Origin of the sequence: Pseudoalteromonas sp. SD03 (genome assembly GCF_040937955.1) — a bacterium.
Taxonomy (GTDB): Bacteria; Pseudomonadota; Gammaproteobacteria; order Enterobacterales; family Alteromonadaceae; genus Pseudoalteromonas; species Pseudoalteromonas tetraodonis.
The window spans coordinates 534,230-554,974 of sequence record NZ_CP162514.1 but is presented as its reverse complement, the minus strand read 5'-3'; the positions used below and the strand labels follow the sequence as shown (position 1 = coordinate 554,974).

Below are 20,745 nucleotides of genomic sequence, written 5' to 3'. Positions count from 1 at the left end.
ATAAAGCGGGTGTGAGCTCACACAGAATTAGATATTAATTGTTGGTAATCCATGCAAGACACAATAAAAGAAATTTTTAAAGAAAGTATTCAAGTTCAAATTGCAGCAGGTGAAGTACTTCCTAGCGCATTGGAGTCAGCGGCATTCACCATTGCACAAAGCCTGATCAATGGTAATAAACTGATATGTTGCGGCACAGCAAACTGCCACATGTTGGCACAACACATGGCTGGCGTATTAGTAAACTTTTACGAAACAGAGCGCCCTTGCTTACCTGCAATTGCCCTTTCGCAAGAAAATATTAACCTAGGTCAAGGCCATCAAATAGATGACCACGATACCTTTGCACGCCAAGTACGTGCCTTTGCTCAGCAAGGTGATTTGCTCCTTGCATTAGCAATTAATGGCAATGAAAAACATATAATTTCTGCAGTAGAAGCGGCACTAACCAAAGATATGAAGGTCATAGTAATGGTAGGTGATGATGGCGGCGAACTCGTTGGCTTACTTGGGCACAACGATGTAGAAATACGTACACCGTCTAAACGCCCTAGTCGCATTATTGAATCGCATTTAGTTAACCTTCACTGTTTAAGTGAATTGGTAGATTTAACTCTTTTCCCGCAGGATGAAAATTATGTTTAAACGCTCCCTGATTATTTTAGGCACCGTTGTGTTATTACAAGGTTGTGCTGCTGCTGTAGTGGCCGGCACAGCCAGTGCTGTTACTGCAGCAAACGATAGACGAACCATTGGCTCGCAAATAGACGACAACAACATTGAAATAAAAGCCAGCATTGCTATTAGTGAAGATGAACGTCTTAATAAGTTTGCTCATATCAGCGTTATAAGCGTTAATGGCGTGGTTTTAATGGTAGGGCAAGTTCCTAACCAAGAAATGAAAAACCAAGCGTTTAAAACCATTGAGAACCTATCTGGCATTCGTAAAATTCACAACCAACTACGCATTGGCTCAAATATTGGTATTACCACGCAAACTCACGACTCATGGTTAACCTCAAAAGTAAAAGCGCAGCTTTTAGCGGCTGAAAACATCAGCAGTAATAATATAAAAGTAGTGACTGAAAATGCCGAAGTGTACTTAATGGGGCTAGTATCTGACGCTGAAGCAAACCAAGCCGTTAATATTGCCCGTAATATCTCTGGCGTAGAGCGCGTTATTAAAGTGTTTGAGTATTTGTAAAGAATAAGGTTCGAGGTTCGAGGTTCGAGGTTCGAGGTTCGAGGTTCGAGGTTCGAGGTTCGAGGTTCGAGAAATTTAAAAACCTTGCGGTTAACATCGCAAGGTTTTTTTATATCTGTAGGCGGGAGTTTACCTCGCGCATTATCACTAATAGACGCAGAATCAATCCGCTGCTACATCATCCAAGCTTAACCCGCTTCTCGCTGCTCGTCGCTCGTGAGCCTTTCTAACCTTTAACCTAATATTTTCATACAGGCATAAAAAAACCGCTTATTAAGCGGTTTTTTTTCTAACATTTAAGGGTTATTTTATAACGCGTAAATGTGAGCCTTTTTTCTTTTCAGGCTTAGGATCAGGTGTTTCATCAACTAGTTCAGGTGATGAATCGACACTTTCAAGCTCTGGAGCAAAATCGTCTTCGTCCTCTAAAAACTCATCTGCAGTAAAGACTGTGCCTTCGCCATTTTCGCGTGCATATATTGCAAGTACAGCCCCTAAAGGCACGTACACTTGCATTGGCTGACCGCCAAAGCGTGCGTTAAAGCTAAGCTGAGAATTATCTAACGAAAACTGCGTAACCGCTGAAGGGCTTATGTTCAATACAATTTGGCCGTCTTGGACAAACTGTGTTGGCACTTGCACTGCAGGAAAATCAGCATTAACCACTAAGTGTGGTGTGCATTCGTTATCAACAATCCAATCAAAAAAAGCGCGTAGTAAATAAGGACGATTAGAGGTCATTATAAACGGATCTCACGCTCTGCTTCAGTTAAAGAAGCTTGGAATGATTCACGTTCAAATAAACGGATCATATACTCTTTAAGTTCTTTAGAGCCTGCACCATTTAGCTCAATACCAAACTCAGGTAAACGCCATAATAGTGGAGCTAAGTAACAATCAACTAAGCTAAACTCTTCACTCATAAAGTAAGGCGCTTCACTAAAGATGGGTGCTATTGCAAGTAATGCTTCTGTCAGCTCTTTACGCGCTTGCGCTGCTTCAGACGTGTTGTTAATGATCTTTTCAGCTAGGCTGTACCAATCAGTATCAATACGGTGCATCATTAAACGACTACGACCACGCATGACCGGGTATACAGGCATTAGTGGAGGATGAGGAAAACGTTCATCAAGGTATTCCATGATGATGTTTGCCTGATATAAACCAAGCTCACGGTCAATCAGTGTTGGCACTGTGCCGTAAGGGTTAATTTCGTGAAGTGCTTCTGGCAGATTATCCTTTTCAGCCATATGAATATCTACACTTACACCTTTTTCAGCAAGTACAATGCGTACTTGGTGGCTATACATACAGTTAGCACCAGAAAAAAGGGTCATTACAGGGCGCTTATTGGCAGCTACGGCCATGCCTACCTCCATTAAATAACTAAAACAGCAATAGGGGCTTAAGCCCCTATTGCAAAATTACCTTTAAATATGTTCAAACTTAATGAACATCTCTCCAGTATTCTTTCTTCAGCATAAATGCCAAGATAAATAGAATCACTAAGAATCCAAGTACCTTAATACCTAGCGCTTCCGATTCGAGACGTGTAGGTTCACCTACATACTCTAGGAAATTCGTTAAATCACGAACTGCTTGGTCATATTCATCTACACTTAATTCGCCCGTACCATCTGTTTCTGTACCAGTAATATGAGTGGTTGTTTTACCATTTACTGTTACTTCTTCAGTAATTGCAGTAGGAACACCTTGCAACTCTTGAAGAACATGTGGCATACCCACCGATGGGAATAACGTATTATTTACGCCAAACGGACGAGATTCATCTTTGTAAAACGATTTTAAATAGGTATAAATCCAATCACTGCCACGCACACGCGCAACATTTGTTAGATCCGGCGGAGCCGCACCAAACCATTTTGCAGCATCTTCTTTCTTCATTGCATTATTGATATGACTACCTACTTTTGAACCATCAAAAATAAGTTGCTCTTGACCAATCTCTGTTGGAATACCAATATCGCGGAAAGTACGTTCATAACGTTGATACTGCATTTGGTGACAACCAAGACAGTAGTTCATGAACAACTTTGCGCCACGTTGCAAAGAAGGTTGATCAGATATATCGTTACCCGCTTCCATTAGAGGAACTGACGGGCCTGCCGCCATTGCTGGTAATACGTTTACTGATAAAGCGAATAAACCAATAAGTAGCTTTTTCATCATTTCGTTAACCTCTCAGGCAATGGCTTAGTTTTTTCATTCTTACTGTAAACAAATAACAGTACGAAGAACATAAAGTAAGTCACAGTACAGATTTGCGAAACAAGCGTTTTAAAGTCAGTTTGAGGTGTAGCACCAACCCAACCTAAAAGAACGAAAGTAACTACAAAGCCTGCAATGTTCCATTTGTGGAAACCACAACGGTAACGAACTGAACGAACCGAACCACGGTCAATCCAAGGCAATAATGCTAGCACGACAATAGATGCACCCATTGCTGCAACACCCATTAGCTTGTCTGGAATCGCACGTAAGATTGCATAAAACGGCGTAAAGTACCAAACAGGGAAAATATGCGCTGGTGTTTTAAGTGGGTTTGCCGGTTCAAAGTTTGGCGCTTCTAGGAAGAAACCACCCATTGCAGGCATAAAGAACACCACCCAACAGAACAAGATTAAGAAGCCAACCACACCCACAATATCTTTTACTGTGTAATAAGGGTGGAACGGTATCGCATCAATAATGTCTTTTTTATCTGTGTAGTATTCATGGAACTTAAATTTAGGCTTGTCTTCTTCAGCCACGGTTCCTTTTTTACGTTTGTTATCAATACCGTCAGGGTTGTTAGAACCCACTTCGTGTAGTGCAACAATGTGTAAAAATACTAAGATAACAATAACCAGTGGTAATGCTATTACGTGTAATGCAAAGAAGCGGTTAAGCGTTGCACCCGAAATAACGTAGTCACCACGAATCCACAGTGTTAAATCATCACCAATTACCGGAATAGCGCCGAACAGTGAAATGATTACCTGTGCACCCCAAAACGACATTTGACCCCATGGTAATAAGTAACCCATGAACGCTTCAGCCATTAGGGCTAGGAAAATAAACATACCGAATAACCACAGTAATTCACGTGGTTTTTGGTAAGAACCGTAGATCATGCCACGGAACATATGCATGTAAACAACGATGAAGAACGCAGATGCACCCGTTGAATGCAAATAACGTAATAACCAACCGTACTCTACATCACGCATGATGTATTCTACTGATGCAAACGCACCTTCAGCAGATGGTACATAGTTCATCGTTAACCAAATACCGGTAAGGATTTGGTTAACTAGTACTAACATAGCGAGTGAGCCAAAGAAGTACCAGAAGTTAAAGTTTTTTGGTGCTGGATACTGTGCAATGTGCATGTTCCAAACACGTGTCATTGGGATACGGTCGTCTATCCACTCAACAATTTTTCCAAACATTAGGCCACCCCTTGTTCTTCGCCCACTAAAATAGTGGTCTCATCAAGAAAAGTATATGGTGGAACTTCTAAATTTAATGGTGCAGGTACCGATTGAAATACACGGCCGGCCATATCAAACTTAGAACCGTGACATGGACAGTAAAAACCGTCATCAGTCCCTTCCACTTTCTCACCAAAGCCACCTTGTAAAAAGCTAGGTGAACAACCCAAATGCGTACAAATACCTACAGCGACAAAAATCTCTGGGCGTAATGAACGGAAATCATTGGTTGATGATTCTAATTGTTGTGGCTCTTGCGATTGCGGATCACGAAGTTGACCTTCATGTTCTTTCATCTGCTCAAGCATTTTTGGGGTCCGTGATACAACCCATACAGGTTTACCACGCCACTCGACACGTATTAATTGTCCTGGCTCAAGTTTGCTGATATCTACTTCTACAGGCGCACCCGCAGATTTAGCTCGCTCACTTGGATTCCAAGACGCAATAAAAGGAACAGCAGCCCCAGCCGCACCAACACCACCAACAACAGAGGTAGCTATGGTTAAAAAGCGACGTCGGCCATTGTCTACAGGCGCATTGCTCATCCACTTATCTCCACTATGATTCTCAACACTTGCTATATTGAGAACATCAGTTACAGCAGGTTAATTTTTCGAATTTTAAAAGAGAAACGATCATAATTAAAACCCTTGTTTAAAACAAGGTTATTCACAGCCTCCTGCTCGAATAATCCTGACTTGCTCAAATAGTTGATTAAGTAAGCTCGAGTATGAAACCAAATGACTATAGTATCGCTTCCGTAAAAACAATTTGTAAACAAGTACAATCTCACCAACTAAGTACAGTAACCACTGAATTTGGCGACATTAAACTCATTCACTTTATTTGCCCGCCAATTGTAGCAAAAAAATTCACCAATTAACTGATGGATTTAAACTAATTGCGATAATTATTTAACTTTTTTTGCGTTAGTCGGTCATTTTTAAGCTTTCGTTCAATAAATACGCATACTTGGCCTATTTTGATCAAGCTAATGTCGACATTAGTCTTAAAGGGAAAAGGTTCGGGGTTCGGGGTTCGGGGTTCGGGGTTCGGGGTTCGGGGTTCGGGGTTCGGGGTTCGGGGTTCGGGGTTCGGGGTTCGGGGTTCGGGGTTCGGGGTTCGGGGTTCGGGGTTCGGGGTTCGGGGTTATCATGCATTTTTAATCATAGAAATCAATTTACCAAGCATTTTCCCAATACTCTCACACTCATTTAAAGCGTATTCTGTTTGTTCATAATTAATATGACCTAACTCAAAAGCAATCATTAGCTGAGTTTTTAATTCACCGACAGACCTTTTAGCCACAGAAAGAAAATAAGCTCTTTCTTTATCAGAGTAACGCTCATAACCCTCTGCAATATTGCTAGGCACTGAAACTGCGCTTCGACACATTTGATCTTTTAAGCCGAAATCCCTCAAAGCAGCAAAGGTTTGGTATACAAACAAACTTAATGAGAAAGACTTTTTCCATACATCTAAACTTTCATACCTCACAACCACTCCTTAGCCTTAATCCCGCATTCATCATAAATTATAGTAAACATATAATTTAACGCACGGAACTTAATCTCTTTCGCAGCTCGGTTCTCGTAGCCCGTTACTCGAAACTCATTATCTAAAAACAAAAAACCCAGCATAAGCTGGGTTTTTGAATTCTTGATAACGTAAAAATTAACGTTTTGAGAACTGTGGACGCTTACGCGCTTTCTTAAGACCCACTTTCTTACGTTCAACTTTACGTGCATCACGAGTAACGAAACCTGCTTTACGAAGTTGTGGACGTAATGACTCGTCAAACTCCATAAGTGCACGAGTGATACCGTGACGGATAGCACCAGCTTGACCAGTAGTACCACCACCAGCAACGGTGATGTGTAAGTCAAACTTTTCAGTCATGTCAACAAGCTCAAGAGCTTGACGAACAACCATGCGTGCTGTTTCGCGACCAAAGTACTCTTCTAAAGAGCGCTTGTTGATTACGATGTTACCAGTGCCTGGGCGTAAGAATACGCGAGCACTTGAACTTTTACGACGACCTGTACCGTAGTATTGATTTGCCATGATAGTGCTCCTTAAATGTCTAGAACCTGAGGCTGTTGTGCAGCATGATTGTGCTCAGTACCCGCGTAAACTTTAAGTTTACGGTACATAGCGCGGCCTAAAGGACCACGTGGCAACATGCCTTTAACAGCTTTTTCGATGATCATTTCAGGCTTTGCAGCTTGAAGTTTATCAAAAGTAGTAGACTTAAGACCACCTGGGAAACCAGAGTGAGCATAGTACACTTTGTCTTTGAATTTATTACCAGTAACAGTAACTTTCTCAGCGTTAATAACGATGATGTAATCACCAGTATCTACGTGCGGTGTGTACTCAGCTTTATGCTTACCGCGTAGGCGATGAGCGATTTCAGTAGCGATGCGACCTAAAGTTTTACCTTCAGCGTCAACTACGTACCAGTCACGTTTTACTGTTTCTGGTTTAGCAACAAACGTTTTCATTTATAAAAATCCAATGTTTTTCAATTAAAACCACAGGTAGTTATGTTTAACTACCGCTCTAAGTTTGCTACAACCCCTTCGAGTTTTAGACTTTTGCGCCGCTCACAAGTGGCTAAACTATATGAGGACATAGAACGCAACGTGGCAGACGCGGGAGTATACCAGCACTTAAATCACATTGCTACCGGCCGGTTGTTTTTTCCTCAAGAAAAGTTATTACTCAGCGGTCAGCGGTCAGCGGTCAGCGGTCAGCGGTCAGCGGTCAGCGGTCAGCGGTCAGCGGTCAGCGGTCAGCGGTCAGCGGTCAGCGGTCAGCGGTCAGCGGTCAGCGGTCAGCGGTCAGCGGTCAGCGGTCAGCGGTCAGCGGTCAGAAAAGCTAATTATAACTTTAGAGTCAACAGAAAATACTTCCTTGCTGAAAATAGATATTTGTAGTTAATAAAATATCAACTAGGATAAAAACTGAGCATAAGGATTTTGTATTATGAACTTTGAAAACTTAGATGTATGGAAGCGCTCAGCTCGCCTTAGCGCTGATATTTACAGAAATACACAACTAATTAAAGACTTTAGCTTTAGAGATCAATTAACACGCTCTGGTTTATCTGTTCCTAGTAATATAGCTGAGGGCATGACAAGAGAGAGTGATAAAGAAAAAACACGCTTTTTAGATATCGCTCGCTCTTCGCTTGCTGAGGCAAGAACCCAAATATATATTGGCATCGATATTAACTATATTGATACCGACATAGGTAAGTCTTGGCTAAATGAAATAGTCCAGCTGTCAAAAATGCTAACAAGTTTGATAGCAAAAATAAAAACAAGTGAGTAACCATTCTTACTGACAGCTGAAAACTTACAGCTGACAGCTATTCTCTACTTCTGACACACCTCACAAAAAACGGTACTGCGTTGCCCTAGACGAATTTCAGTTAGTTCGCTCTCGCAATTTACACAAGGTTGGCCTTTTCGGCCATACACTAATAGCTGCTGCGCAAAGTAGCCTGGCTTACCGTCACTTTGGGCAAAGTCTTTCAGCGTTGTGCCGCCTTGAGTAATTGCTGCGGCTAGGGTGTCTTTTATAATTGGGATTAACGCTTGGTAGCGTTTAAGGCTTACCTTACCTGCTTCTTTTCGCGGATCGATACCTGCTTTAAATAATGATTCGTTAGCGTAAATATTACCAACCCCCACCACCACGGCGTTATTCATAATAAACTGTTTAACAGGCACTTTTTTATTACGTGATTGCTCATAAACACGTTTAGCAAAAAAGTCATCAGTGAGTGGTTCAGGGCCTAATTTAGCAAGTAACTTATGCTCTTCATTGGGGGCTTGCCATAAACAACAACCAAAGCGGCGTGGATCGTTTAAGCGCAGTGCTTTGTCGTTGGCTAAAATAAACTCAACATGGTCGTGTTTTTTAAGTGGTTCGGTTTTATTTACAACGCGCAAGTTCCCCGACATCCCTAAGTGCAATATAGCCGCCCCAAGCTCACATTCTAACAGTAAGTATTTTGCGCGGCGTTCAATACTGCTAACCACCAGCCCCTCAAGTTGGTATACCTCATCTGGCACAGGCCAGCGCATACTGGCATTATGAATATTTACCTTAGTAACTACTTGGTTTAGCACATGGGGGGTAATGCCCATGCGGCTAACTTCTACTTCTGGTAATTCAGGCATTTATAAAACTCACTTATGAAAAGGTAAAACTAGGAAATAATTGCTTTGCAGTGATTAAATCAAGCAACAATAGTCGCTGACTGGTTTTCTCGAGTAGATAATACTGACCATTTGCTTCATATAATAAGTATACCCAAGGTAGGGGCTCACCCGCGAGTTCAAACGTTGCTGCCGATAACGGCTTATTGATATCAAGCGCATCAGGTGTGGCTGTCGTCATTAACGCTGTATTTTGCCATAAATAAACAAGCTCACTAAGTTGCTGCTCTGAACCTTGCCAACTAAGCGGTACCTCTTTGATTAAAGCAGTAGTACGCCAGCTTGTACCAATACGCTCAATTTTTTGGTCGCTAAATTCAAGTGTTAACACAAAGCTTTGCACAGGAAGTAATGGCTGCAGTTGCGCCTGCGTTTCATCGGATCCAATCTTTTTATGAAGACCATTTAAAAAGAAGATCATGATCAACATAGAAAAAATGATAACATTGTTCCAACCTTTGCGGCTTAATCGCATATGCAGTTCCTAATTTATATAAGGTTTTCAAGTTTAGCTAAAACTTAATTGCACTGTCTATATGTTAAAAGCTGGATACTTTGCTAGAATATCGGCAAATTTTAAGGAGTTTAGTCATGTCAATGTATGTAGTGGGCCATAAAATCCCAGATTCAGATTCAATATGTGGTGCAATTGCACTGGCGTATTTAAAAAACCAAATTGATGAGCCAGCAATCCCAACTCGCCTAGGTGAAGTGTCACCTGAAACACAATTTATTTTAGATAAATTCGGTTTTGAAGCCCCTGAGCTAAAACTTAGCTACGCTGGCGAAGACGTTTATATTGTAGACCACACAGAAAAAACCCAAGCACCTGATGATATCGACCAAGCTCGCGTTGTTGGCGTGGTAGATCACCATAAATTAGGTGACCTAACCTCATCAACTCCGCTTGAATGCTGGATCCGCCCTGTTGGTTGTTCAAACACCATCATTAAGATGATGTATGACTTCTACAACGTTGAGATCCCTAAAGATATTGCTGGCATTATGCTTTGCGCTATTTTAAGTGACACGGTTATTTTTAAATCGCCAACCTGTACCACTGCCGACATTAAATGTGTTGAAGCCCTTGCTGAAATTGCAGGCATTGAAGACTTTAAAGAACTAGGCATGGACATGTTCCGCGTTAAATCAGCCGTTGAAGATACGCCTGTACGTGATTTAGTAATGCGTGACTTTAAAGACTTTAACATGAACGGTAACCTTGTTGGTATTGGTCAGTTAGAAGTTATTGACCTTGCAGTATTTGACGAGATTAAAGCCGATCTTGAAGCCGACATCGCCAAGCTTAAAGAAGAAGGCGGTCGTCATTCAGTATTTTTACTACTAACTGACATTATGAAAGAAGGCTCACAAATGCTGATTGCATCAGACGATGCCAGCCTTGTTGAGCAAGCTTATGGTGAAAAACCAGAAGACGGTAAAGTATGGCTAGACGGCGTATTGAGCCGTAAAAAGCAAGTAGTACCACCACTACAAGACGCTTTTAAGAGCTAGGTTCGAGGTTCGAGGTTCGAGGTTCGAGGTTCGAGGTTCGAGGTTCGAGAAATTTAAAAACCTTGCGGTTAATATCGCAAGGTTTTTTTATACCTGTAGGCGGGAGTTTACCCCGCGTCAGTATTAGGCTCAAGATGTTAGTTGCTAGGCTCGTCGCTCGTGGCACGCTGCCCGCCCGTTACGGTATGAAGTCCCACCAACATTAAAATACCTGCTATATTTATCGATAAAATAAAGGCGTTAGGCTCTAAGTGCTAGGCTCGGGCTTCGAGCCGTAACCCGTAACCCGTGGCCCGCAGCCAAACATAAGGACATAAAATGCACATACTTCACCACGGAGCAGTTAATGGCGTAACAGGCTCATGCCACCAGCTGATAATAAACGACCAAAGCTCTTTTCTAATTGACTGCGGACTATTTCAGGGCGAAGACTCAGTTGATGATCTTAATATTGAATTTAATATAGACACTGTTCGCGCATTAATAGTTACCCATTGCCATATTGATCATGTTGGCCGAATTCCCTATTTACTGATGGCTGGCTTTAAAGGCCCTATATTTACCTCTGTTGCATCAGCAAGCTTATTGCCTTTAGTCATTGAAGATGCATTAAAAGTGGGCGTTACGCGAGATCAAAAAATAATAGATACCTGCTTAAGGCTACTTAAACAACAAGTTGTAGCTGTAGACTTTAAAGCTTGGTTTGAGCTTCCTTGCAAAGGTGAACACACAGCGAAAGCCCGACTACAACGAGCAGGGCATATTTTAGGCTCCGCTTATGTAGAAATAGACATAAGCACGCCTCCTTATAAAGCGAGCAATAATCATAGAGTGGTTTTTTCTGGTGATTTAGGGGCGCCCTACACGCCTTTACTCCCCTCACCTAAAGCGCCCTATAAAGCCGATACCTTAGTGATAGAGTCAACTTATGGTGATAAAAACCACCAAGGTCGTAAACAACGTACGCAAACCTTAAAAAACGTGATTGAACGCGCTGTTGCCGACAACGGCATCGTTCTTGTGCCTGCCTTTAGTATTGGCCGCACGCAAGAGCTGTTATACGAACTTGAACAACTTGTTCATGCTTCTGCTAAAAACTCACCTTGGCGCACAATACAAGTAATACTTGACTCCCCCATGGCAGCTAACTTTACTCAGCAATACCGAAAATTTAAATATTTATGGGATGAAGAAGCCAAAAAAAAAGTAGCCAAAGGTCGTCATCCACTCGACTTTGAAAACCTCACTACAATAAACACCCATAGCGAGCACTTAGCGTTAATAAATTACTTAGCCAGCCGCCAAACACCTGCAATTATTCTAGCTGCAAGCGGTATGTGCACCGGCGGGCGTATAGTTAATTACTTAGAGCGCTTTTTAACCGACAAAACCACCGATGTACTCTTTGTAGGTTACCAAGGGCGCGGCACGCTGGGTCGCGATATACAAACCTATGGCCCACAAAATGGCTATGTGTTGATAAATAATACTAGGGTGAATATTAACGCCAAAATACACACTATAAGCGGTTATAGTGCTCATGCTGATCAAGCAGGTCTCATCAAATTTGTAACCGGTATGCGCAAAAAGCCCAGCCATATAAAAATAGTTCACGGCGATGATGACGCTAAAAATGCACTCGCAGCAAAATACAGAGAAATATTGGGAGATGAGGTGACGGTAGAAATTGGCAAGGGATAGGTTCGAGGTTCGGTGTTAAGCTCTAGGCTCGTAGCTCGCTCCCCGTTGCCCACCGCTCGTCGCCCGCAACCCGCTGCCCTTTAAATCCTGTACAAGCAAGTATATTCACGTATCATTTTAAGGCTAATAAATAAAAGGATACCTCTTGTTTAATCTCCCCCCCACTACAATTGCACTTATTATCGTTTGTAGCGGCTCTATTATTGGACCGCTTGGCATGGCAGGCGTTAATATCGCTATTCCCGACCTTGCTGAAGATTTACACGCAAGCGCAAAAATGATTGCGTGGATGCCCACCTTGTATTTACTCAGTAGCGTTATCTTTATGCTGCCGTGCGGTAAAATAGCAGACAACTATGGTCGCAAACGCGTGTATGCATTTGGTTTAGGCTTAAATGCACTGGCCTCGCTAATGTGTGCGTTAGCAAACTCTATTGAGTGGGTGCTTTTTTGGCGCTTTATACAAGGGGCTGCAGGCGCCATGATTTTTGGTATAGGCGTTGCCATTATCACCTCTGTAACACCTGATAATAAACGCGGAATGGCACTGGGCATCTCTGCGGCGTGTGTGTACATAGGGCTCAGTGCAGCGCCTGCGGTTGGTGGCTGGCTCACTGAAATATGGGGATGGCGCGCCGTGTTTTACTCGCAAATTCCCCTGGTACTTATGCTGCTTATTGCCATTAAACTGTTTTTAAATGGCGAATGGAAAAACGATAAAAAATCGCCGTTTGACTGGTGGGGCATGGTTATTTTCTCGCTCTTTGCACTGTGCTTAGTATTAGGATTAAGTGATTTACCAAATGTAGCTGGCTGGCTATTAACCACACTTTCAATCATTTGTTTAATGCTATTTATTGTTCACCAAAGTCGCAGTCGGCGCCCCTTAATTAGAGTACAAATGTTTTTAGAAAGTCGTGTGTTCAGCCTATCGTTGACTACTTCGTTTCTCATGTATGCCAGTAACTTTTCACTGGCCTTTTTGTTAAGTTTGTACCTGCAATATATAAAAGGATCAAGCCCCGCACATGCAGGACAAATAGTATTACTACAAGCGGTTTCAATGGCTATCATGGCGCCCCTAGCAGGTAAACTTGCCGATAAAATACAACCACGCTTACTAGCCACGCTAGGCTGTGTAATTGTTCTGGTTGGATTTTTCCTGTTATCCCAGTTATCGGTTAGTTCAAGCACCGCTTACATTAGTGGCTCACTGTTATTATTAGGGATTGGGTTTGGCTTATTTTCGACCCCCAACAACAATGCCATTATGGGAGCGGTGGATAAAAGTGAGCTAGGTGTGGCGTCTTCCTCAATGAACTTATCACGCACTATTGGTAATTTATTTGGCATGAGCTTAATCAACTTAATTGTGCATTATTACCTTGGTGACAGCACCTTCTCAGCGCAAAATAGCCACGCACTAATGAGCACCATTTCATTGGCATTTAAAATGTCATTAGGGTTTGTCATGCTGGCAAGTTGTATTTCTGCGCTGCGAGGTCGGGCTTAAAAGGGTGCTAGCTTCAAGGTTCGAGGTTCGAGGTTCGAGGTTCAAGGTTCAAGGTTCAAGGTTCAAGGTTCAAGGTTCAAGGTTCAAGGTTCAAGGCATCAGAAAAACATAAAAACACCGCATTTGCATCAAACGCGGTGTTTTTTTATACCTGTAGCAGCGGGTTCACCCCGCGTCGGTATTAGGATTTAGGTTCGAGGCTCGAGGCCCGAAGCTCGTCGCTCGTAACCCGTTGCTCGATGCCCATACCCCGTCGCTCGTAGCTCGTAGCTCGTTACCCGATGCCCGTCGCCCGTTACCCTTTAACCAACTCTTTCATATATTCAGTAAACTCACCACCTAACGTTTCATGGCGCATACTGTATTCTACAATCGCTTTTAAATAACCGAGTTTATCGCCACAGTCATGTGAGCGACCACTCATATGAAACGCTTCTACCGTATCAATAGCCAATAATGCATCAATCGCGTCTGTAAGCTGTATTTCACCGCCTGCGCCTACATGAGTTTTAGCGAGTAATGGCCAAATATTTTTACTTAAAACATAACGACCAACAACGGCTAAGTTTGAAGGTGCAACCTCTGCGGCTGGTTTTTCAACCATTTTTTTAATTGCTGCACTTTCACCAGCAGCAAGCTCTACACCATTAATATCAGCAATGCCGTACTTACTTACATCTTCAATAGCAACGGGCTCTAACATAATTTGGCTGGCATGGGTTTGCTTAAAACGTGCGATCATCGCCGCTAAGTTTTCAGTTTTTTGATCTGCCGTATAAGCATCTAAAATTACATCGGGTAAAACCACAACAAAGTCACTATCACCAACTATTGGCTTGGCACATAAAATAGCGTGCCCTAAGCCTTTAGCTTCACCTTGGCGAACGTGCATAATGGTTACATCAGGTGGGCAAATAGAGCGTACTTCTTCAAGTAGGGTACGTTTTACGCGTTTTTCTAACGTGGCTTCTAACTCAAAACTGGTATCAAAATGATTTTCAATGGCATTTTTAGAGCTATGTGTCACGAGCACAATTTCTTTAATACCCGCCGCCACACATTCATTTACTATGTATTGAATAAGCGGTTTATCAACCAAGGGGAGCATTTCTTTAGGGATTGCCTTAGTCATTGGCAACATACGGGTGCCTAAACCGGCAACAGGAATTACAGCTTTCACAAATAGTCCTTTAATATAAGTGAGTATATTTGCTTACAAAAGTAGCATAGCTAAATATATACAGCCTGAATCAGCTAAAGGTAAGAATAAATTATAGGTGCATAATATTACACAAAGTAAAACACCGAGTTGCTAACTCGGTGTTTTGATATAACTAACTGATAAATTATTAAAGCATAGCGCCTTTACCAGTTTTAGGTAAGTTAACTACATTGCAGCCACTGTTATGCTCTTTGAAATTTTCATGTCTAGCATTCCATACTAAATCACAAATCCCATCAGTCGGATTAAAGCTAGTTGGCGCATCGAGAAGTAATTGGCGAATCTTTTCATGATCAAAGTTATGACAGGCTGTATCTAGCGCGTCTATAAACACATTAAGCTCACTAAGCGGTAACATCACTTCATTAGCAGTCATAATTCGTTCATGAGTTGTTTGCCCTACGTTATCCCCTATTAATAGCTCTTCGAAGAGTTTTTCACCTGGGCGTAACCCTGTACAAAGTATTTCGATATCGCCATGCGGGTTAGATTCACTTTTAATTTCAAAGCCAGATAGCCTGACCATTTTAGTGGCTAAATCTTTAATTTTAACTGAATCGCCCATATCGAGAACAAATACATCGCCCCCTTTGCCCATAGCACCTGCTTGTATAACAAGCTGTGCGGCTTCAGGTATGGTCATAAAAAAGCGAGTTATGTCTGGGTGAGTTAATGTTATTGGACCACCCTCTTTTATTTGACGTCTAAATAAAGGTACAACAGAGCCACTTGAGCCTAGTACGTTACCAAAGCGCACCATGCAAAAGCGTGTATTATGCTTAGCGCCTTGCTCTTGAGCTAACCCCTGTAAAACAAGCTCAGCCATTCGCTTGGTTGCTCCCATAACATTGGTAGGGCGAACTGCTTTGTCGGTCGATATAAGTACAAAGGTTTCTACTTTAGCATTTACCGCTGCCTTTGCCGCATAATAAGTACCAAATACATTATTACGCACCCCTTCAACTACGTTGTGCTCAACAAGTGGTACATGCTTGTAAGCAGCGGCGTGATAAACCGTGTGAACACCAAAAGCCAGCATCACAGTTTCAAGTCGGTTAATACGCTGCACGGAACCCATAATAGGTATTAATTCTATTGAAAGTTGATTATGAGTAACATATTCACACAGTTCTTTTTCTATTGAATATAGAGCAATTTCACTGCGTTCAAATAAAATTATTTTTACGGGATTTTGTTTAATAATTTGTCTGCACAACTCAGAGCCTATAGAACCACCTGCGCCTGTAACCATAACCACTTTATTAGTAATATTAGCCGCCATTAAATCGGTTTTAGGAGTTACAGGGTCTCGGCCTAATAAATCCTCAATTTCAACCTCTCTAAATTCAGAAAGCTGCGCTTTACCCTCAATAACATCGGCCATACCAGGTACAGACAACACCTTAATTGAAAGCGGCTCTAATTGAGCTAAAACCTCTTTTCGCCTTGCTCTAGATACACTAGGCATAGCCAAAAGCACTTTAGTGGCATTGCGCTTTTCAATTAGTTCCTGAACATCTTTAAAAGCAATTACAGGTATACCTTGTACAATAGAGCCATGCTTGGCAGTATCATCATCTATAAAAGCACTTACAAAATACTCAGGGCCTGCATTTAAGCCTGTTGCAAGCTGCCGGCCTGCCGATCCTGCTCCATAGATAATGACCGACTCTTTATTATTCGTCATTATTTTACCAATAATGGCCCTCACTAAAATGCGTGAACCACCTACTGTAAGCAAACATAACCAAGCAAATATAAATGGCATAGTACGCGGTATATTTATGCCAGTAAAAAATGCTAATAACACTAAGCTTACTGTAGTAATTAATGTACCAAGTATAATTGCCCATAAAGCCTGTGAATTCATATACCTGAGTACAGCGCGGTATAAACCTAACTTAATAAATGCACTCAAACTTGTGGGGATAAGTAATGCTAGTAACAACCAATTATTTATACTTTTAAGAGGCTCTAAGCTGTCGAGCCTTACAATAAGCGCCAACCAAAAAGCTAACATAATAAAAAGCGAATCAATACATAACGTAATTATTCGTTTCTTTGCACGTGAGGCGTTAATAATAGAACGGATAATACTATCCAAAACAAGTTCCTTTAATACAAGACTCTAGGCTCTAGAGCTATACAAAATTTATTTAATATCATAAGTACAAAAAACTACACCTGAAACTGTTATTGCTATTTAGATGCAAGCTCAAATACTTCTTTTATTACTTGTGCCGTTTTAGCCATTTCGGTTTCGGTCAGTGTGGGGTGAACTAAAAACATAATTGATGTTTCACCCAGCTCAACCGCATTAGGTAAACGCTTACTTGGTCGCCATGCTGTATTATCAAACGCTTTTTCAAGATAAACCTCAGAGCAACTCCCCTGAAAACAAGGAACGCCACGTTCAACAATTTCATTAACTATGCGATCGCGGCTCCAACCATCAGCTAATTGCTGAGGTTTAACAAACATGTAATGTTTATATTCAGCATGTTTAGTATAGTCAGGTACTTCAACTAAGCGAATACAGCTGAAACCTTTTGCTGCCTGATCTAATAATGCTCCATAAGCTTGGCGTTTTGCACTCCAATCATCCATTCGTGTTAACTGTATTCTGCCTATAACAGCTTGCATTTCAGTCATGCGCCAGTTTGTGCCAAAACTTTCATGTAACCATCTAAAGCCAGGTGGATGCTCACGATTGTAAATAGCATCAAAACTCTTGCCATGATCTTTATAACTCCACATAGATGACCACAACTCTTTAGAGTTAGTCGTAACCATGCCACCCTCACCACCTGTAGTCATAATTTTATCTTGGCAAAAGCTCCACGCACCAATATGGCCTATGCTACCTACCGAGCGACCCTTATACTTTGCACCATGCGCTTGTGCACAGTCTTCAATTACATAAAAGCCATGCTCTTTACTCAATGCCATTATGTCGTCCATTTCCGCAGGCATTCCCGCCAAATGCACCACAATAACCGCTTTAGTTTTAGGTGTTAATACCGCTTTTATTGACTCTGCCGTGATAGCTTGACTATTTAAGTCAACATCTGCAAATACAGGCGCTGCTCCAGCAGTTACAATACTTGATGCCGACGCTAAAAAAGTACGAGGTGTGGTTATTACTTCATCGCCAGCGCCTACACCGAGCGCTTTTAGGGCTATGTCGAGCGCTAATGTACCGTTACCTAGGGCAACTGCATATTCACTATCAGCCCAAGTAGCAAATTCTTTTTCAAACTCGCGGCCTTCAGTACCCGTCCAGTAATTAACTTTATTTGAAAGAACAACACGGCTTACGGCATCGGCCTCTTGTTGGGTGAAGCTAGGCCAAGGAGAAAATGGGGTATTTAACATGGTATTCCTATTTATTCTGTATAGAAAAAATCATACAAAGTATTTTTAGTGACTTTTTATTACGACAGCGGGAGAGCCAAATGCTGTTATGTTGCTAGGCATATTTTTTACAACTGTACTACCTGCGCCTATTAAACAATTATCGCCAATCGTTATTAATTGTTTTACTTGGCTACCTATACCAACCCAGCTTTTTGTACCAACAGATACACCACCGGCTAAAACTACATTAGGGCAAATATGGCTAAAATCACCAATACTGCAATCATGTTCAATAACTGCAGCTGTATTTATAATACACCCAACACCAATGTTCGCAAAAGCGTTAATAATAGCGCCTGCAAAAATCACTGTGCCCGGCGCTATCTTAGAATATTGACTTATAACCGCTGTTGGGTGAGTTAAGGTAGCCAAGTTAAAGCCATTTTGTTGTAATAACTTTATTTTTTGTTGGCGAATATCGTTATTACCAATAGCAACTAAAACGTCATTACTAGGCGTTACAGTTGAATTATTAAGGGCTATTAAGTCAGCGCAAGTTCCCTTAATTGGCCAATGCTCAATATGCTTTTTTTTAGGATAAGCATCATCGTAAAAGCTAACAGTAAAACCAAGTTGTTCAGCAATATCAGCAACAACCTTACCATGACCGCTTGCACCTACTATAGCGAGCTTTTTAATCATTATTAGAGCCCTTAAATGGCTCTATTGTGACATGTCCATCAGCATTAATGCCATCGCGAATAAATACCTTTTTTACTGTTAACAACAAAATTTTTAAATCTAACCACATGCTTTGATTATTCACATACCAAACATCAAGCTCAAATTTTTGTTCCCAGCTAATAGCATTTCGACCATTAACTTGGGCCCAACCAGTAATGCCTGGGCGCACATTATGCCTACGAGCTTGTTCTTTGTTGTATAAAGGCAAGTATTGTACAAGCAAAGGCCTTGGCCCTACCAAACTCATATCCCCCTTCAATACATTAAATAGCCCTGGTAATTCATCTAAGCTAGTTGAGCGTAAAAATGAGCCAAACTTAGTCATACGCTGATCATCAGGTAATAAATTTCCCTGTTTATCTTTAGCATCTAACATGGTTCTAAACTTCATCATTTTAAAAATATCGCCATTTAAACCAGGGCGATTTTGAGTGAATAATATAGGCGAACCTAATTTAAAACGGATAAGTGTAGCAACAACGATTATTACTGGTAATAAAGTAAGTAATGCGCAAAGAGCAACTATAAAATCAAAGAGACGCTTCATTTTACAGCCCCAGTTACCCAAGTTACCCATTTATCAGCTAAGTTATGTCGATTAAAATCGCGCTTAGCTAAAGCTTGTGCTCTTTCACCCATTGCGGGTAGAGACTCCTTATTATCAGCCGCATTTTCTAAAGCATCAGCAAAAGCCAGTGCATTATCAGGCTCAATTGCGTAACCACAATTATTATCTTTAATCATACCAGCTAACCAACCTGGATAATTATTAAGCACAGGTAAGCCAGCTGAAATGTAATCAAAAAATTTATTTGGCGATGTACCATAATAAAATGCCGGGATATTAGCTAATAATTGCAAACCAATATCAGCTCCTTTCAAAAGTTCGGCAAGTTTACTTTTATTAACTGGAGAGTGAAATATGACATTATCCAAGTCTGCCCGTTTAGCTCTTGCCTGCAAATCCTCTTTTAACTTGCCTTGACCTACAAGAACGAGTTTAATGTCATTACGCCCGCGCATTTTTAGCTCTTTGGCTGCATTCAATGCAGCATCTAAACCATTAGCTAAACCGTGAGTACCGGTAAATACAGCCATTAAATCAGTATCTTCAACACCATCAGGTCGCCAAGGAGCAACATCGTCTGCAAAAATTGTGAAATCACATCCATTTGGGACTATTGCAACTTTACTGGCTTTTACACCACGCTTTTTTATTCCCTCAACTATACCTGGCGATAAACCTATACAACGATGAGCAGAGCGATAAGAACACCATTCAAGTATAGACATAGCAGTTAACACTAATGGATTTTTAATTACTCCCATCTCTTTTGGTAATTCTGGCCATAAATCTCGTACCTCAAAGACGAAGGGCTTGCCTCTAAGCCAACGTGCAAATATACCAGGTATTCCTGCAGTTAAAGGAGTAGTTGTTGCAAAAACTACATCGTACTTATAAGTTAGCGCAATACTAATACTTTTAATTGCAAACTTTAAAAATGTACCTGCGCGCTTTACTAACCCATCAGTATTAGAATAAGCTAAATCAAACTCAACAATATGAATCCCATCAACAATACCTTCCCTACGACCTTTTATAAAATCTGAGATTAAACCCGTTTCACCACCACCATAACTACCACACACCATAGTTACCTGATTACCTTGTTTTAATAATCGCTGTGCCATTTCATAAGAACGAATACCTGTCGATCCATTCGGTGTGGAGAAGTGTTGATGAAAATATAAAACATTCATAA

The 20,745-nt window shown here is 41.3% G+C and carries 22 protein-coding genes and 2 pseudogenes; 8 read left to right on the top strand and 16 right to left on the bottom strand.

The features are described 5' to 3' along the window. The first annotated feature begins 51 nt into the window (after positions 1-51). Positions 52-645: an SIS domain-containing protein gene (locus tag ABZP26_RS02655; RefSeq protein WP_013464044.1), complete on the top strand. Its 594-nt coding sequence runs from the start codon at positions 52-54 to the stop codon at positions 643-645. Next, positions 638-1,204: a division/outer membrane stress-associated lipid-binding lipoprotein gene (gene dolP, locus ABZP26_RS02650; RefSeq protein WP_013464043.1), complete on the top strand. Its 567-nt coding sequence runs from the start codon at positions 638-640 to the stop codon at positions 1,202-1,204. Before ABZP26_RS02655 ends, dolP begins: the two co-directional genes overlap by 8 nt. 303 nt (positions 1,205-1,507) lie before the next feature. On the opposite strand, the gene ABZP26_RS02645 is transcribed toward dolP, so the two are convergent. The 8 genes from ABZP26_RS02645 to rplM form a co-directional block, all read right to left on the bottom strand. Next, positions 1,508-1,945, bottom strand: a complete 438-nt coding sequence (locus ABZP26_RS02645) for a ClpXP protease specificity-enhancing factor (RefSeq protein WP_028834446.1) — start codon at positions 1,943-1,945, stop codon at positions 1,508-1,510. After that, on the bottom strand, positions 1,945-2,571 hold the full coding sequence (gene sspA, locus ABZP26_RS02640) for a stringent starvation protein SspA (protein ID WP_013464041.1): 627 nt from the start codon (positions 2,569-2,571) through the stop codon (positions 1,945-1,947). The genes ABZP26_RS02645 and sspA overlap by 1 nt, the downstream gene beginning before the upstream one ends. A 79-nt stretch (positions 2,572-2,650) precedes the next feature. Continuing rightward, positions 2,651-3,394 (bottom strand): cytochrome c1, encoded by a 744-nt coding sequence (locus ABZP26_RS02635; protein WP_008110862.1) that lies wholly within the window; start codon positions 3,392-3,394, stop codon positions 2,651-2,653. Then, the gene (locus tag ABZP26_RS02630) at positions 3,391-4,656 is read right to left on the bottom strand and encodes a cytochrome b N-terminal domain-containing protein (RefSeq protein WP_008110864.1); all 1,266 of its coding nucleotides are present in this window, start codon (positions 4,654-4,656) and stop codon (positions 3,391-3,393) included. The genes ABZP26_RS02635 and ABZP26_RS02630 overlap by 4 nt, the downstream gene beginning before the upstream one ends. Continuing rightward, positions 4,656-5,246 carry a ubiquinol-cytochrome c reductase iron-sulfur subunit gene (gene petA, locus ABZP26_RS02625; protein WP_008110867.1) on the bottom strand — a complete coding sequence of 197 codons (591 nt, stop codon included), beginning with the start codon at positions 5,244-5,246 and terminating at the stop codon, positions 4,656-4,658. Before petA ends, ABZP26_RS02630 begins: the two co-directional genes overlap by 1 nt. Before the next feature lie 607 nt (positions 5,247-5,853). Further along, positions 5,854-6,198 carry a four helix bundle protein gene (locus ABZP26_RS02620; RefSeq protein ID WP_368485333.1) on the bottom strand — a complete coding sequence of 115 codons (345 nt, stop codon included), beginning with the start codon at positions 6,196-6,198 and terminating at the stop codon, positions 5,854-5,856. Between the two features lie 177 nt (positions 6,199-6,375). Next, positions 6,376-6,768 carry a 30S ribosomal protein S9 gene (gene rpsI, locus ABZP26_RS02615; RefSeq protein ID WP_024600778.1) on the bottom strand — a complete coding sequence of 131 codons (393 nt, stop codon included), beginning with the start codon at positions 6,766-6,768 and terminating at the stop codon, positions 6,376-6,378. An 8-nt stretch (positions 6,769-6,776) separates the two neighbouring features. Then, a complete protein-coding gene (gene rplM / locus ABZP26_RS02610) occupies positions 6,777-7,205 on the bottom strand; it encodes a 50S ribosomal protein L13 (RefSeq protein WP_002957960.1) in 429 nt (142 codons plus the stop codon). 42 nt (positions 7,206-7,247) lie between these two features. Between rplM and ABZP26_RS02605 the strand changes: the two are divergent. From ABZP26_RS02605 to ABZP26_RS02595, 3 genes and pseudogenes are all read left to right on the top strand, one after another. Continuing rightward, positions 7,248-7,514, top strand: a pseudogene (locus ABZP26_RS02605) (hypothetical protein); the annotation flags it as partial. Then, positions 7,441-7,644 (top strand): annotated as a pseudogene (locus ABZP26_RS02600) (hypothetical protein); the annotation flags it as partial. The pseudogenes ABZP26_RS02605 and ABZP26_RS02600, both read left to right, overlap by 74 nt. A gap of 45 nt (positions 7,645-7,689) precedes the next feature. After that, positions 7,690-8,037, top strand: coding sequence for a four helix bundle protein (locus ABZP26_RS02595; protein WP_368485332.1), 348 nt, complete (start codon positions 7,690-7,692; stop codon positions 8,035-8,037). 44 nt (positions 8,038-8,081) lie between these two features. On the opposite strand, the gene mutM is transcribed toward ABZP26_RS02595, so the two are convergent. Both mutM and ABZP26_RS02585 read right to left on the bottom strand, forming a co-directional pair. Then, positions 8,082-8,891: a bifunctional DNA-formamidopyrimidine glycosylase/DNA-(apurinic or apyrimidinic site) lyase gene (gene mutM / locus ABZP26_RS02590; RefSeq protein ID WP_090494734.1), complete on the bottom strand. Its 810-nt coding sequence runs from the start codon at positions 8,889-8,891 to the stop codon at positions 8,082-8,084. Positions 8,892-8,904: 13 nt separating this feature from the next. Then, complete coding sequence (locus tag ABZP26_RS02585; protein ID WP_368485331.1) at positions 8,905-9,405, bottom strand: hypothetical protein; 501 nt, start codon at positions 9,403-9,405, stop codon at positions 8,905-8,907. Between the two features lie 116 nt (positions 9,406-9,521). Here ABZP26_RS02585 and ABZP26_RS02580 point away from each other — a divergent pair, with 116 nt between their 5' ends. The 3 genes from ABZP26_RS02580 (at position 9,522) to ABZP26_RS02570 (ending at position 13,659) form a co-directional block, all read left to right on the top strand. After that, a complete protein-coding gene (locus tag ABZP26_RS02580) occupies positions 9,522-10,445 on the top strand; it encodes a manganese-dependent inorganic pyrophosphatase (protein ID WP_013464036.1) in 924 nt (307 codons plus the stop codon). Between the two features lie 318 nt (positions 10,446-10,763). Next, entirely contained in the window at positions 10,764-12,146 is a 1,383-nt protein-coding gene (locus tag ABZP26_RS02575; RefSeq protein WP_368485330.1) for an MBL fold metallo-hydrolase RNA specificity domain-containing protein, read from the top strand. A gap of 145 nt (positions 12,147-12,291) precedes the next feature. Then, positions 12,292-13,659, top strand: coding sequence for an MFS transporter (locus ABZP26_RS02570; protein WP_368485329.1), 1,368 nt, complete (start codon positions 12,292-12,294; stop codon positions 13,657-13,659). Between the two features lie 295 nt (positions 13,660-13,954). On the opposite strand, the gene galU is transcribed toward ABZP26_RS02570, so the two are convergent. From galU to ABZP26_RS02540, 6 genes are all read right to left on the bottom strand, one after another. Then, a complete protein-coding gene (gene galU, locus ABZP26_RS02565; protein ID WP_368485328.1) occupies positions 13,955-14,839 on the bottom strand; it encodes a UTP--glucose-1-phosphate uridylyltransferase GalU in 885 nt (294 codons plus the stop codon). A 169-nt stretch (positions 14,840-15,008) separates the two neighbouring features. After that, a complete protein-coding gene (locus ABZP26_RS02560) occupies positions 15,009-16,985 on the bottom strand; it encodes a polysaccharide biosynthesis protein (protein ID WP_368485327.1) in 1,977 nt (658 codons plus the stop codon). Between the two features lie 95 nt (positions 16,986-17,080). Beyond that, on the bottom strand, positions 17,081-18,256 hold the full coding sequence (locus ABZP26_RS02555; protein ID WP_290187542.1) for a DegT/DnrJ/EryC1/StrS aminotransferase family protein: 1,176 nt from the start codon (positions 18,254-18,256) through the stop codon (positions 17,081-17,083). A gap of 45 nt (positions 18,257-18,301) precedes the next feature. Next, positions 18,302-18,940 (bottom strand): acetyltransferase, encoded by a 639-nt coding sequence (locus ABZP26_RS02550; protein ID WP_290187541.1) that lies wholly within the window; start codon positions 18,938-18,940, stop codon positions 18,302-18,304. Further along, positions 18,933-19,529, bottom strand: coding sequence for a sugar transferase (locus ABZP26_RS02545; protein ID WP_090494810.1), 597 nt, complete (start codon positions 19,527-19,529; stop codon positions 18,933-18,935). Before ABZP26_RS02545 ends, ABZP26_RS02550 begins: the two co-directional genes overlap by 8 nt. Continuing rightward, positions 19,526-20,743 carry a glycosyltransferase family 4 protein gene (locus ABZP26_RS02540; protein ID WP_090494748.1) on the bottom strand — a complete coding sequence of 406 codons (1,218 nt, stop codon included), beginning with the start codon at positions 20,741-20,743 and terminating at the stop codon, positions 19,526-19,528. Before ABZP26_RS02540 ends, ABZP26_RS02545 begins: the two co-directional genes overlap by 4 nt. Positions 20,744-20,745: the final 2 nt, after the last annotated feature.

What these genes read in the sequence shown, in the direction of transcription:
- ABZP26_RS02655 (WP_013464044.1), top strand. Translation starts at nt 52, where the DNA reads ATGCAAGACACAATAAAAGAAATTTTTAAAGAAAGTATTCAAGTTCAA.
- dolP (WP_013464043.1), top strand. Translation starts at nt 638, where the DNA reads ATGTTTAAACGCTCCCTGATTATTTTAGGCACCGTTGTGTTATTACAA.
- ABZP26_RS02645 (WP_028834446.1), bottom strand. Translation starts at nt 1,945, where the DNA reads ATGACCTCTAATCGTCCTTATTTACTACGCGCTTTTTTTGATTGGATT.
- sspA (WP_013464041.1), bottom strand. Translation starts at nt 2,571, where the DNA reads ATGGCCGTAGCTGCCAATAAGCGCCCTGTAATGACCCTTTTTTCTGGT.
- ABZP26_RS02635 (WP_008110862.1), bottom strand. Translation starts at nt 3,394, where the DNA reads ATGATGAAAAAGCTACTTATTGGTTTATTCGCTTTATCAGTAAACGTA.
- ABZP26_RS02630 (WP_008110864.1), bottom strand. Translation starts at nt 4,656, where the DNA reads ATGTTTGGAAAAATTGTTGAGTGGATAGACGACCGTATCCCAATGACA.
- petA (WP_008110867.1), bottom strand. Translation starts at nt 5,246, where the DNA reads ATGAGCAATGCGCCTGTAGACAATGGCCGACGTCGCTTTTTAACCATA.
- rplM (WP_002957960.1), bottom strand. Translation starts at nt 7,205, where the DNA reads ATGAAAACGTTTGTTGCTAAACCAGAAACAGTAAAACGTGACTGGTAC.
- ABZP26_RS02595 (WP_368485332.1), top strand. Translation starts at nt 7,690, where the DNA reads ATGAACTTTGAAAACTTAGATGTATGGAAGCGCTCAGCTCGCCTTAGC.
- mutM (WP_090494734.1), bottom strand. Translation starts at nt 8,891, where the DNA reads ATGCCTGAATTACCAGAAGTAGAAGTTAGCCGCATGGGCATTACCCCC.
- ABZP26_RS02585 (WP_368485331.1), bottom strand. Translation starts at nt 9,405, where the DNA reads ATGCGATTAAGCCGCAAAGGTTGGAACAATGTTATCATTTTTTCTATG.
- ABZP26_RS02580 (WP_013464036.1), top strand. Translation starts at nt 9,522, where the DNA reads ATGTCAATGTATGTAGTGGGCCATAAAATCCCAGATTCAGATTCAATA.
- ABZP26_RS02575 (WP_368485330.1), top strand. Translation starts at nt 10,764, where the DNA reads ATGCACATACTTCACCACGGAGCAGTTAATGGCGTAACAGGCTCATGC.
- ABZP26_RS02555 (WP_290187542.1), bottom strand. Translation starts at nt 18,256, where the DNA reads ATGTTAAATACCCCATTTTCTCCTTGGCCTAGCTTCACCCAACAAGAG.
- ABZP26_RS02550 (WP_290187541.1), bottom strand. Translation starts at nt 18,940, where the DNA reads ATGATTAAAAAGCTCGCTATAGTAGGTGCAAGCGGTCATGGTAAGGTT.
- ABZP26_RS02545 (WP_090494810.1), bottom strand. Translation starts at nt 19,529, where the DNA reads ATGAAGCGTCTCTTTGATTTTATAGTTGCTCTTTGCGCATTACTTACT.
- ABZP26_RS02540 (WP_090494748.1), bottom strand. Translation starts at nt 20,743, where the DNA reads ATGAATGTTTTATATTTTCATCAACACTTCTCCACACCGAATGGATCG.